This window comes from Agromyces salentinus (genome assembly GCF_009749395.1).
GTDB classification, from domain to species: domain Bacteria; phylum Actinomycetota; class Actinomycetes; order Actinomycetales; family Microbacteriaceae; genus Agromyces; species Agromyces salentinus.
In genome coordinates, this window is the sequence record NZ_WBIR01000006.1 from 1 (window position 1) to 12098 (window position 12098).

Genomic DNA, 12098 nt, shown 5'->3' on the forward strand with positions numbered 1-12098 from the left:
CGGCCGGAGTCAGCCGGGCATTAGCGTGAGACAAGAGAGACCTCCGTGCGTTCGAGCTGAAGAACTAGACAGCTCCAACTCGACCCCGGAGGTCTCTCCTACGTCAACAACGATCCGGGTCAGTACAGCTAGCGCGCCGCGTCGATGGCCGCGATGACCGCCGCCACGGCCTGCTCGAACCTGAGGTCGGGCGGCGCACCGAAACCGACGACCATGGTGGGCGGGCGGCTCGATGCCGTCTCGCCGTCGGTCGCGTACGCCGCGAGGCCGTCGAAGCGCAGCCCGCGTTCGGCACCGGCTTCCACGACCTCCGCCTCCCGCACGCCTTCCGGGAGCTCCAGGAGGCAGTGGATTCCGGCGACGAGTCCGAGCACCCGGGTATCGGGGGCCCCTACGGCGAGCAGTTGCTCGAATCGTTCCCGCCGCGCGCGGTAGCGCCCGCGGAGGGTCCGTACGCTCCGGTCGTACCCCCCGGAGGCGATGAGCACGGCGAGCGCCGACTGCGTGAGCGCATCGGTGGCCGACCCGGAACGGCGACGCTGCGCGAGCACCTCGTCGCGGAGGCGCGGCGGCAGGACGCCCCATCCGATGCCCACCGCCGGCGAGAGCGCCTTGCTGGCCGTGCCGCCGTAGACCGTGGAGTCGGGCGCGAGCGACTGGAACGCGCCGATCGACCGGCCGTCGAAGCGGAACTCGCCGTCGTAGTCGTCCTCGATCACGAGGCCGCCGGTCGAGTCGGCCCACTCCGCCAACAGGGCCCTGCGCCGGGAGGAGAGCGGCACGCCCGTCGGGAACTGGTGCGCCGGCGTGAGCAGCACCGCCTCGGCCCCGAGACCGTGGAGCCGGCTCACGTCGGCGCCCTCGGAGTCGACGGCGAGCGGGACCGGCTCGAGCCCGGCCGCCGCGAACACCTCCCGGTGCGAGGCGTGTCCGTACGCCTCGACCGCGATCCGGCGGCGGCCGCGCGCCGCGATCGCCCGTGCGACGAGACCGAGCAGTTCGCCGAACCCGTGCGTGACGACCACGTCGTCGGCGTGCGCCCGCACGCCGCGAGCGCGGCCGAGGTACTCGGCGAGCGCGAGGCGCAGCGGTGCGACACCCTCGGGCGGCCCGTAGGCCAGGGCGGCGTTCGAGGCCTCGGCGAGGGCCTGGCGCATGGCGGCGAGCCAGGCCGAACGCGGGAACGCGGAGGCATCGGGCAGTCCGCCCCGGAGGTCCAGTTCGAATCGCGTCGATCGGTCCACGCGGGCCGGCGCCGGCCGAGAGGGCAGCGCCAGTTCGCGGACCCACGTGCCCGAGCCGACCCTCGCCTCGAGGCGACCCTCGGCGAGCAGGCGCTCGTAGACCTCGACCACGCTGTTGCGGGCGATGCCGAGATCGGCGGCGAGTGCGCGGGACGCCGGCAGGCGCGTGCCCGCGGCGAGCGTGCCGTCGTCGATCGCGGCCCGGAGCGCGCGCTCCAGGGAGTGCACCTTGCGTCGTGGGTCGAGCCGGAGGTGCAGGTCCAATCCGGAATTGGCCCAGTTCCGCGCCATGCGAATGGACGTTACCAGCGCCCGCTGCCATTCGTAGCGTGGAGGCATGACCACGACGACCACCATCACCCCCGCCCGCCGCCTCGACGTCGACGGCGTCGCGCCCGCCTTCACCCGGGCGGTCAGCGCCCTCGACGACGCGGCATCCGCCGAAGCAGACCGTGCCGGCATCGAGCAGGGCCTGCGCGACCTCATGAAGCTGCGGGCCTCGCAGCTCAACGGCTGCGCCTACTGCGTCGACCTGCACTCGCACGACGCGCGCGCCGCCGGGGAGTCCGACCAGCGGATCTTCGCCGTCGCCGTGTGGCCCGAGGCGAACTTCTTCACCGCGCGCGAGCGGGCCGCCCTCGCCCTCACGGACTCGGTGACCCGCCTGTCGGAGACGCATGTGCCCGACAGCGTGTGGAACGAGGCATCCGCCCACTTCGGGGACGACGAGCTCGCGGCCCTGCTCGCACTGCTCGTCTCGATCAACGCATGGAACGAGATCTCGGTCGCGACTCGCGGCTGGCGCGCGAAACTGCGCGGCTGACGCGGCGAATGCTCAGCTGAGCAGCAGCCCACGTCCAGTCGGCTCACACGCGCGCATGTGGGAGGATTGAACGTCCGCTCGGACGCATCCCCCCACCTTCGAGGAGCCATCGCTCGCATGTGCGGCATTGTCGGAATCGTCTCGACCGAACCCGTCAACCAGCAGGTCTACGACAGCCTGCTCCTCCTGCAGCATCGCGGGCAGGACTCGACCGGCATCGCCACCGCCGACGGCCCCGTGTTCCACATGGCCAAGGCGCGCGGCCAGGTGCGCGAGGCGTTCCGCACGCGCGACATGCGCTCGCTCATGGGCAACATCGGCCTCGGCCACGTGCGCTACACGACGAAGGGCGCCGCCGAGCGCGAGGAGGAGGCCCAGCCGTTCTACGTGAACGCGCCGTACGGCATCATCCTCGTGCACAACGGCAACCTCACGAACACGCGCGAGCTGAGTGAAGACCTCTTCCGCATCGACCGGCGGCACGTGAACTCCACGAGCGACACCGAGATGCTCCTGAACGTGCTGGCCACCGAGCTGCAGGGCCAGATCACCGGCCTCGACCTCGACCCCGATCAGGTCTTCGCCGCCGTCGAGCAGGTGCACGAGCGCGTCGAGGGCTCCTACGCGGTCATCGCGCTCATCGCCGGCCACGGCCTGCTCGCGTTCCGCGACCCGTTCGGCATCCGCCCGCTCATCCTCGGTCGGCGCCTCACCTCGAAGGGCAAGGAGGAGTGGATCGTCGCATCCGAGTCCCTCGTGCTCGAGAACGGCGACTACGAGATCGTGCGCGACGTGCTCCCGGGCGAGGCGATCTTCATCACGCTCGACGGGCAGATGATCTCGCGCCAGTGCGCGAAGAACCCGCGGCTCGTGCCCTGCTCCTTCGAGTACGTCTACCTCGCCCGGCCCGACTCGGTGATGAACGGCATCTCGGTCTACGAGTCGCGACTGCGCATGGGCGACCGCCTCGCCGACACCATCGCGCGGCACATGCCGCTCGGCGACGCCGACGTGGTCATGCCGATCCCCGACTCGTCGCGCCCGTCGGCCATGCAGGTCGCGCAGAAGCTCGGCATCGAATACCGCGAGGGCTTCTACAAGAACCGCTACGTCGGCCGCACGTTCATCATGCCCGGGCAGTCCGAGCGCAAGCGCTCGGTGCGCCAGAAGCTGAACGCGATGGGCACCGAGTTCCGGGGCAAGAACATCCTCATCGTCGACGACTCGATCGTGCGCGGCACGACCTCGCAGCAGATCGTGCAGATGGCCCGCGATGCCGGCGCCAACAAGGTGACCTTCGCCTCGGCCGCTCCCCCCGTGCGCTTCCCCCACGTCTACGGCATCAACATGCCGAGCCGTCAGGAGCTCATCGCGCACGGGCGCAAGATCCCCGAGATCGCCGCCGAGCTCCGCGCCGACCACATGATCTACCAGGAGGTCGCCGACCTGCAGGCGGCGATCACCGAGGGCACCTCCATCGATGCGCTCGACCTGTCGTGCTTCACGGGCGACTACGTCACCGGCACGGTCACCGAGGAGTACCTCTCCTGGGTGGAGCAGACCCAGCTCAGTTGATCGGCGATCGGCACGCGACATCCGGATGCCGCGTGCCGATCACGCACGAAGGGCCGCCCCGTGTTCGGGGCGGCCCTTCGGCATGTGCGGGGCGAGCGCTACGGCGTCTCGTCGGCGCGGTGCGCGACCTCGTGCTCGACGGCGACGGATGCCGCGCGCTTGGCCAGCGACCGGTCGAACGCGAGCGCGACGACGGCGCCGATCGCGAGCCCGACCGAGCCGAAGATGAGCAGGAGGAACCCGAAGACCTGACCGCTGTCGAAGCCGAGCTGCTGCTGGAGCATCGTCGGGTTGGGCGTGAACGAGAGCGTGAGCACGAGGGCGACGACCGCGCCGAGCGCAGCCCCGAGGGTCATGAAGCGGCCGTACCTCGGCGCGCGGCGCACCGTCACCGTGTCGCTCGTGACCTCGGTCTCGATGACGGACTCGACGACGGGTTCGGATGCCGCGGCCTGCACGGGTTCGGCCTGCACGGGCACGACGGCGGCCTCGTTCGCCTCGCGGGGGGTGGGGGTGTCGCTCACCCCTCCATTGTCGCGCATGTGCCTGAATGCCCGGCGCGAGCCCTGGACGGCCACGGCCTCAGGTCAGCGCACGATCGGCAGCAACCCGGCGAGGTCGGCGCGCTGGCCAGAGGCGTGCACGCGCCCGGCCGTGCGGGCGTCGGCCCACGACAGCTGCCCCGTGGCGAGGGCGAGCCAGGTCGAGGCATCCGTCTCGATGACGTTGGGCGGGGTGCCGCGGGTGTGCTTTGGCCCCTCGACGCACTGCACCGCGCCGAACGGCGGGACGCGCACCTCGACGGTGCCGCCGGGCGCCTGCTCGGCGAGCAGCTGCAGCGAGTACCGCACCGCGAGCGCGAGCGTCGAGCGATCGACGGATGCCGCGGCTTCCGCCCCTCCGGCCGTCAGCGATCGCACGACCTCGACCGCCGCCCGCCCGACGTCGTCGCCGATCCTCACCCGTGCCATGCCGTCCATTCTCCCATCGGCGACGCAGGGTCGGCCCGCCGGGGTCGACGTGCGAACGGTCAGGAGGCGGAGCGGCCGCCCTTCGGCGAGACGCCGGCGAACGAGAGGACCAGGATCATGACCGCGCCGGCGAAGATCGCGATGTCGGCGACGTTGCCGACGAACCAGTCGCCGTAGCCGATGAAGTCCACGACGTGGCCGCGGGCGAAGCCCGGCTCGCGGAACAGGCGGTCGCCGAGGTGGGTCACCGCACCGCCGAGCAGGAGCCCGAGAGCGATCGTCCACGCGACCGATCGCACGCGCCAGGCGTACCAGGCCACCGCGACCACACCGACCGCCGCGAGGATCGCGAACACCCACGTGAACTCGGTGCCGATCGAGAACGCCGCACCCGGGTTGTAGACGAGCACGAAGCGGATGAGGTCGCCGATGACGGGCACGACCCGCCCGTCGCCGAGCTCCGCCTCGGCCCACCACTTGCTGCCCTGGTCGAGCAGCACGATGACGGCGGCGATCGCGAGCACCCAGCCGAAGAGCCGGGGTCGCTCAGCGGCGGGATCGGTGCTCGCCGCGTCGGCGCGATCGGGCGCGCCCTCGGGGCCGGTGCTGTCTTGGCTCACGGGCACCATTCTCGCAGCCGGGCACCCCGGCCGGAGCGAGGTCTCCGACGACCGCTCGGGGCATGATCGCCGAGGCTCGACGGGGTACCCTGAACCGGTGAGAATCCTCATCCTCGGTTCGGGCGCGCGCGAGCACGCCATCATCCTCGCGCTCCTCGAAGAGGAGGCCGGACACGAGATCATCGCCGCACCGGGCAACGCCGGCATCGCAGCATCCGCGACCTCGTCGGCCCGCGGCAGCGTCACGACGATCGCCCTCGACCCGACGGATCCCACCATCGTCACGGCGTACGCCCTCGACAACGCCATCGACCTCGTCGTCATCGGCCCCGAGGCGCCGCTCGTCGCGGGCGTGGCCGACGCGCTGCGCCGCCGTGGCGTTCCCGTGTTCGGCCCGGGCAAGGCGGCCGCGGCGCTCGAGGGCTCGAAGACCTTCGCCAAGCGTGTCATGGAGGCCGCGAACGTGCCGACGGGCCGCGCCCGACTGGCCGAGCACCTCGCCGACGTCGAGGCCGCGATCGACGAGTACGGCGCGCCCTACGTCGTGAAGGCCGACGGCCTCGCCGCGGGCAAGGGCGTCCTCGTCACCGAGGACCGCGACGCGGCGCTCGCACATGCGACCCACTACCTGCAGCAGGGGCCGGTGCTCGTCGAGGAGTTCCTCGACGGCCAGGAGGTCTCGCTGTTCCTGCTCGCCGACGGCACGAACGTGCTGCCGCTCTCACCCGCGCAGGACTACAAGCGGCTCCGCGACGGCGACCAGGGCCCGAACACCGGCGGCATGGGCGCGTACTCGCCGCTGCCCTGGCTCGACGCCGACTTCGGCAGCGAGGATGCCTTCGTCGACGAGGTCATCCGCACGATCGCGCTGCCGACCGTGAAGCAGCTCGCCGACGAGCAGACCCCCTTCATCGGCCTGCTCTACGCGGGACTGATCCTCACGACCCGCGGCATCCGCGTCATCGAGTTCAACGCCCGCTTCGGCGACCCCGAGACGCAGGTCGTGCTGCCGCGCCTCGAGACCCCGCTCTCCGGGCTCCTCCTCGCGGCCGCGAGCGGCGGGCTCGGCGAGCTGCCCCGCCCCGTGTTCCGGCCGGATGCCGCGGTCACGGTCGTGCTCGCGAGCGAGGGGTATCCCGAGGCGCCCGAGACCGGCCGCGTCATCGAGGGACTCGACGCCGCGGCATCCGTGCCCGGCGTGCACATCGCGCACGCGGCGACCGCCGTGGGCGCCGCGGTCGACGGCGCGTCACCGCTCGTCGCGACCGGCGGGCGGGTGCTGAACGTCGTCGCCGTGGGCGACGACTTCGGCGACGCACGCCGCCGCGCGTACGAGGCCCTCGGCCACCTCCGCCTCGAGGGCGGCCAGTACCGCACCGACATCGCCGCGCGCGTCGCGGAGTGAGTGAGCGACCGATGAACGAGCAGGAACACCCCGGCTGGACCCACGTCTACTCCGGCAAGGTGCGCGACCTGTACGTGCCGACCTCGCTCCTCGTCGACGACGACTCCTGGACCGGCGATCCGCTCCGGCTGTCGCCGGTCGTGCTCGTGGTCGCGAGCGACCGGGTCAGCGCGTTCGACCAGGTGCTCGAGCCGGCGATCCCCGGCAAGGGCGCGATGCTGACCGAGCTCACCCGGTGGTGGTTCGAGCAGCTGCCCGACATTCCGAACCACCTCGCCTACCCCGAGGACGATCGGCTCGAGTCGCTCGACCTCCCCGAGGTGCCCGCCGTGCTCGCCGACCGTGCGACGCTCTGCCGCACGCTCGACATGTTCCCCATCGAGTGCGTGGTCCGCGGCTTCATCACGGGCGGCGGCTGGAAGGAGTACCAGGCGACGGGCGCCATCGGCGGCATCCCCATGCCCGAGGGGCTCTCCAACGGCGACCCCCTGCCCGAGCCGATCTTCACCCCGGCCTGGAAGGCGCCGATGGGCGAGCACGACGAGAACATCTCGTACGAGCGCACGGTCGAGATCGTGGGCGAGACCGTCGCCGCGCAGCTGCGCGAGCTCTCGCTCGAGATCTTCGCGCGGGCGTCGGTGCTCGCCGAGGCCCGCGGGCTCGTGCTCGCCGACACGAAGTTCGAGTTCGGCGCCGACCGGGCGACGGGCATCGTGACGCTCGCCGATGAGGTGCTCACGAGCGATTCGAGCCGGTACTGGGATGCCGCGACCTACGCCACGGCCGCGACGCCCGAGCAGCGCATGGCGAGCTTCGACAAGCAGATCGTGCGCGACTGGCTCGCCGCGAACTGGGACCAGGACGACACCGAGGTTCCGCCGACGCTGCCGCACGAGATCGTGGAGCAGACCGCGGCGAAGTACCGCGAGCTGCTCGATCGGCTGACCACCGGCGCCTGACGGCCATCGTCGACGGCCGACCGCCGGCGCCTGTGCGCCGGCCGCGCCGCGGCATCCGCTCGCCTGCGAGGCGATGACGAGGAACTACGAGGCGATGGCCTTGGCGATCTTGTCGCCGCCCTCGCTGATCGCCTTCTCGAGCGCCTCGTAGTCGTCGCGGTCGATCGCCTTGTCGACCTTCTTGACGGCCTTGCCGAGCGCCGCGTCGATGCGGTCGAGGTACCGGTCGTCGAGGACGGCCACGATGGCCGACGAGCCCTTCGGCAGGTACTCCTCGAGTTCGAGGCCGACCTTCTTCTCGTCGCGCTTCTTCGCGATCGCGCCGGAGATCGCGCCGACGCCGGCGCCGATGGCCGTCGCCGCGAGCAGCGGTGGCGCGAAGAGCCCGACGACGAGGCCCGCGGCACCGCCGATCCAGGTGCCTGCGGCGACCTGGCCCGTGCCGTGCTCGTCGACGGCGACCCTGCCGTCCTCGCCACGGCGCATCACGACCGAGGACACGACCTCGAGATCAGATGACGCCTCGGCATCCTTGAGCGACCGGTACTGGTCGGTGGCCGTCGCATCGTCGTCGTAGGTCGCGACGTACAGCACCAGGTTGTCCATGCCCATGAGTTCCCCCTCTGAATGGGCTCCCGTACTGCCCCCGAGAGCCGACGTGCCTCAACCTTAGGGACTGCGGCGACACGTCGACAAGGTGGATTGCGGCTGCCTTCGGAATAGCGGCCGAGCCCTCGGGGTTATGATTAGTTGTGCTTACAACCAATGGGACTCCTCAGGGCTCCGGCCTGCTCGCGGCCGACACCGGCATGGGCGCCGTGACCCTCCGCGTCGGCGACCTCGACGGCATGATCGGCTACTACCGCGACGCCGTCACGCTCGAGCTCCTGAGCCACGACGGCCCCGTCGCGGTGCTCGGCCGGGGCACCACCCCCGTCATGATCCTGCAGCACGCGCCCGAGCTGAAGCACGCGTCGCCACGCGACGCCGGGCTGTACCACACGGCCATCCTCTTCGACACGCGCGAGGCGCTCGCGACCGCGATCTACGCCGTCGCGTCGCGGCATCCGGGCTCGTTCACCGGCAGTGCCGACCACCTCGTGAGCGAGGCGTTCTACTTCACCGACCCCGAGGGCAACGGCGTCGAGCTCTACTTCGACCGCGACCGCTCGCAGTGGAGCTGGGTGCACGGCCAGGTCGAGATGGCGACGATCTTCCTCGACCCCAACGCCTACCTGCGCGACCACCTCGGCCAGGCGGGCGCGGATGCCGCGGCATCCGGCACCGGCCTCGGCGATGCGGTCGTCGGGCACGTCCACCTGTCGGTGGGCGACGTCGCGAGCGCGCGGGAGTTCTACGTCGACCGACTCGGATTCGAGACGACCGCCGCCATGGGCGACCAGGCGCTCTTCGTCTCGGCGGGCGGGTACCACCACCACATGGCGATGAACACGTGGGGCAGCCGGGGCGCCGGACGTCGCGGCCTCGCGCTCGGACTCGGCAAGGTCGAGATCGTGGTGCCGACCGCCGACGACCTCGGCGAACTCGGCGAGCGCATGACGCACTTCGGGGTCCCGACGCGCGACGACGGCCGCGCCCTCGCGTTCGAGGACCCGTGGGCGAACCTCGTCGAGGTGCGCCCCGCACCGGCGGCCGACTGACGCGTGCGGCCGCCGCTCCCGCTCCGGTGGTGGGCGGCCTGCCCGCGTCAGCCCTGCGGGTGGCTCGGCCCCTTGGCGTGCGACATGTCGTGGAAGTCGCCGAACGCCTGCCCGTCGCCGCTGATGGGAGAGTTGCCGGGTCTCGCGCGGAGCCCGTCGAGCACGACCGTCAGCTGTCGCCGCCAGAACGGCAGGTACGCCCCGCCGTACTGCCCGAGGCTGCCGAGCATGTCCACGAGCACGCTGAGGTCGACGGCCGTGACGTCGGCCCGCAGGCTCCCCTCCGCCTGGGCGCGCGCGACCATGCCGTCGATGACCTCGGCGAACTCCACGCCCGGTCGGTGGGTCGGGTCGAGCTCTGCGACGCGGCGCATCACGGCAGGAACGTAGGGCGACTCGGCCAGCCAGCCGGCCAGCAACTCGAGGTACAGCTCGATCGAGCGCCATCCGGTCTCGGCGCCGAGGATCTGCGGCGCGAGCTCGTGCAGGTCGGCGACCGACGCGTCGTAGAGCTCCCGGATGAGCGCGTCCCGGTTCGCGAAGTGCCGGTAGACCGTGCCGGCTCCCACCCCTGCCCTCGCGGCGAGGTCATCGAGCGGCGCATCGATACCGCGCTCGGCGAACAGCACCCTCGCCTCGGCGAGAAGGCGCTCATGGTTTCGTCGCGCATCGCGGCGCGGCGACGCGCTCGAGTTCACGGGGTTCACCCTACGCCCGTTGTGGACTATCATTCGGAGGGAAGTCTCCGTTTCATCGAAGCGGGGACGACCGGCCTTCTTGGGGGAGAAGGATGCGGTGCGGCGGGCGGCTGATCGGTTCATCCGTTCGGGGGGACAGCCCGCCGCGCCGGGCCCGGTTCGGCGCCCGACGTCGCGCCTCCTCGTCCGCCTCGATGGCCCGAAGCACACGGCATAGGCTGGACGGGTGAACGCACACGAGGGCACGGACGACGGCGTCGAAGCCAACACACGCCGCATCGAGGCCTCCGTCGTCACGGATTTCAGCGATCGCATGAGCTATGCCGGATACCTCGACCTGCCCACGCTGCTCAGCGCGCAGCGACCGATCTCCCGGCCCGAGCATCACGACGAGCTGCTCTTCATCGTCCAGCACCAGACCACCGAGCTCTGGCTGAAGCTCGTGCTGCACGAGCTCCAGAGCGCGCGCGACCTGCTGAGGGCCGATGAGCTCGCGAGGGCGCTCAAGTGCGTCGCCCGGGTGAAGCACATCCAGAAGACCCTGACCGAGCAGTGGTCGGTGCTCGCGACGCTGACACCCGCCGAGTACGCGCAGTTCCGCGGCGTGCTCGGCAACGCGAGCGGGTTCCAGTCCTTCCAGTACCGGGCCGTCGAGTTCGTGCTCGGCAACAAGAACCCGCGCATGCTGACCGTGTTCGAGTCCGACCCCGAGGCCTCCGCCGTGCTCACGGCCGCGCTCGAGTCACCGAGCCTCTACGACGAGTTCCTCCGCCTGCTGGCCCGTGCCGGCTATCCGATCCCCGAGTCGGTGCTCGAGCGCGACGTGACGCAGGCGTGGACCTTCGTGCCGGAACTCGTTCCCGTGTTCGCGCAGATCTACGCCCATACCGACCAGCACTGGGCCGCTTACGAGACCTGCGAGGAGCTCGTCGACCTCGAGGACAACTTCCAGCTCTGGCGGTTCCGGCACCTGAAGACGGTCGAGCGCATCATCGGCAGCAAGCCGGGCACCGGCGGGTCGAGCGGTGCGAGCTTCCTGCAGCGGGCGCTCGAGCTCACGTTCTTCCCCGAGCTGTTCGCCGTGCGCACCGAGATCCCGGGATGACGGATGCCGCGGCACGATGACTCCCGCGACGCCGACGCCTCGCTCGGCGCGAACGCCTCGCCCGCTCGCCGTTCGCTGAACGGCGAGCATCCGGGCGAGCTCGGCACGCGACTGCCTCCGCTCGTCGACCACCACGTCCACCTCATGATCATCGGCGCCGACGCGCTCGCGGAGTCCGGGCTCGCGGGCGTCGTCGACCTCGGCGCGCCGCTCGACCTCGTGGCCGCGCTGCACGCGCGAGACGGGTTCCCGCGCGCCGATTTCGCCGGCGCCTTCCTCACCGCCCCGGGAGGCTATCCCTCCGACCGCGACTGGGCGGCCCCAGGCAGTGTGCGAGGGGTCGAGGCCGACGACACCGGCGACCGCGCCTCGCTTCCAGGGCCGGCCGAGGCGGCCGTGGCCGAGCAGCAGGCGTTCGGGGCATCCGTCATCAAGGTCGTGCTGAACGTCACGGCCGGGCCCGTGTTCGACGCCGCGACCCTCGCCGCGATCGTGCGCGCCGCCCGCGAGCGCGGACTCCCCGTCGTCGCGCACGTCGAGGGCGAGGGCATGACCCGGCTCGCCATCGAGGCCGGCGTCGACGCCCTCGCCCACACGCCGTTCACCGAACGCGTCGACGACGGGCTGATCGCTCGCGCCGTCGCGCTCCGGCAGCGGTGGATCTCCACGCTGGTCGTCACGGGGTACGGCGAGCGCACGCCCGAGACCGAGTACGCGATCGACAACCTCCGCCGCTTCCACGCCGCGGGCGGACGCGTGCTCTACGGCACCGACCTCGGCAACGGCGAGCTGCCGCTCGGCGTGAACCCCGACGAGCTCGCACTGCTCCTGGAGGCCGGGCTCGCGGCATCCGACGTGCTCGACGCCATCATCGACCCGTGGCCGCGACGCGATCGCGACGACGCCGTGGCCACCTTCGTGCCGGGGGCGCCGCCCGCAGACCTGGAGACCCTGCCGACGTGGCTCGCCTCGGCCGTCGTCGTGCCCGCAGAAGAGCTGGAGATCCCGTGACCCTCGACCCGCAACTCGCGTTCGCC

The 12098-nt window shown here is 71.6% G+C and carries 13 protein-coding genes; 7 read left to right on the forward strand and 6 right to left on the reverse strand.

The window, feature by feature from the left end:
- Positions 1-128: 128 nt before the first annotated feature.
- The gene (gene pdxR, locus GQQ95_RS07200) at positions 129-1535 is read right to left on the reverse strand and encodes a MocR-like pyridoxine biosynthesis transcription factor PdxR (RefSeq protein ID WP_157426994.1); all 1407 of its coding nucleotides are present in this window, start codon (positions 1533-1535) and stop codon (positions 129-131) included.
- A gap of 46 nt (positions 1536-1581) precedes the next feature.
- On the opposite strand from pdxR, the gene GQQ95_RS07205 reads away from it, so the two are divergent.
- Both GQQ95_RS07205 and purF read left to right on the forward strand, forming a co-directional pair.
- Positions 1582-2067, forward strand: coding sequence for a carboxymuconolactone decarboxylase family protein (locus tag GQQ95_RS07205; RefSeq protein WP_157426995.1), 486 nt, complete (start codon positions 1582-1584; stop codon positions 2065-2067).
- Between the two features lie 117 nt (positions 2068-2184).
- The gene (gene purF, locus GQQ95_RS07210) at positions 2185-3642 is read left to right on the forward strand and encodes an amidophosphoribosyltransferase (protein WP_157426996.1); all 1458 of its coding nucleotides are present in this window, start codon (positions 2185-2187) and stop codon (positions 3640-3642) included.
- Between the two features lie 98 nt (positions 3643-3740).
- Here purF and GQQ95_RS07215 read toward each other — a convergent pair whose 3' ends face one another.
- The 3 genes from GQQ95_RS07215 to GQQ95_RS07225 form a co-directional block, all read right to left on the reverse strand.
- Positions 3741-4166 (reverse strand): hypothetical protein, encoded by a 426-nt coding sequence (locus tag GQQ95_RS07215; protein WP_157426997.1) that lies wholly within the window; start codon positions 4164-4166, stop codon positions 3741-3743.
- 63 nt (positions 4167-4229) lie between these two features.
- Positions 4230-4613 carry a sterol carrier family protein gene (locus GQQ95_RS07220; protein WP_157426998.1) on the reverse strand — a complete coding sequence of 128 codons (384 nt, stop codon included), beginning with the start codon at positions 4611-4613 and terminating at the stop codon, positions 4230-4232.
- Between the two features lie 59 nt (positions 4614-4672).
- Positions 4673-5233, reverse strand: a complete 561-nt coding sequence (locus GQQ95_RS07225) for a signal peptidase II (RefSeq protein ID WP_246205241.1) — start codon at positions 5231-5233, stop codon at positions 4673-4675.
- Positions 5234-5330: 97 nt separating this feature from the next.
- Between GQQ95_RS07225 and purD the strand changes: the two genes are divergently transcribed.
- Positions 5331-6638, forward strand: a complete 1308-nt coding sequence (gene purD, locus GQQ95_RS07230; RefSeq protein ID WP_157427000.1) for a phosphoribosylamine--glycine ligase — start codon at positions 5331-5333, stop codon at positions 6636-6638.
- Positions 6639-6649: 11 nt separating this feature from the next.
- The gene (locus GQQ95_RS07235; RefSeq protein ID WP_157427001.1) at positions 6650-7597 is read left to right on the forward strand and encodes a phosphoribosylaminoimidazolesuccinocarboxamide synthase; all 948 of its coding nucleotides are present in this window, start codon (positions 6650-6652) and stop codon (positions 7595-7597) included.
- Between the two features lie 84 nt (positions 7598-7681).
- On the opposite strand, the gene GQQ95_RS07240 is transcribed toward GQQ95_RS07235, so the two are convergent.
- Positions 7682-8209, reverse strand: a complete 528-nt coding sequence (locus GQQ95_RS07240) for a DUF1269 domain-containing protein (protein ID WP_157427002.1) — start codon at positions 8207-8209, stop codon at positions 7682-7684.
- 197 nt (positions 8210-8406) lie between these two features.
- On the opposite strand from GQQ95_RS07240, the gene GQQ95_RS07245 reads away from it, so the two are divergent.
- A complete protein-coding gene (locus GQQ95_RS07245) occupies positions 8407-9258 on the forward strand; it encodes a VOC family protein (RefSeq protein ID WP_157427238.1) in 852 nt (283 codons plus the stop codon).
- Between the two features lie 47 nt (positions 9259-9305).
- On the opposite strand, the gene GQQ95_RS07250 is transcribed toward GQQ95_RS07245, so the two are convergent.
- Positions 9306-9956, reverse strand: coding sequence for a TetR/AcrR family transcriptional regulator (locus GQQ95_RS07250; protein WP_170297003.1), 651 nt, complete (start codon positions 9954-9956; stop codon positions 9306-9308).
- 226 nt (positions 9957-10182) lie between these two features.
- On the opposite strand from GQQ95_RS07250, the gene kynA reads away from it, so the two are divergent.
- On the forward strand, positions 10183-11061 hold the full coding sequence (kynA, locus tag GQQ95_RS07255) for a tryptophan 2,3-dioxygenase (RefSeq protein ID WP_157427004.1): 879 nt from the start codon (positions 10183-10185) through the stop codon (positions 11059-11061).
- A 3-nt stretch (positions 11062-11064) separates the two neighbouring features.
- Positions 11065-12072, forward strand: coding sequence for an amidohydrolase family protein (locus GQQ95_RS07260; protein WP_157427005.1), 1008 nt, complete (start codon positions 11065-11067; stop codon positions 12070-12072).
- The last annotated feature ends 26 nt before the right edge of the window (positions 12073-12098 follow it).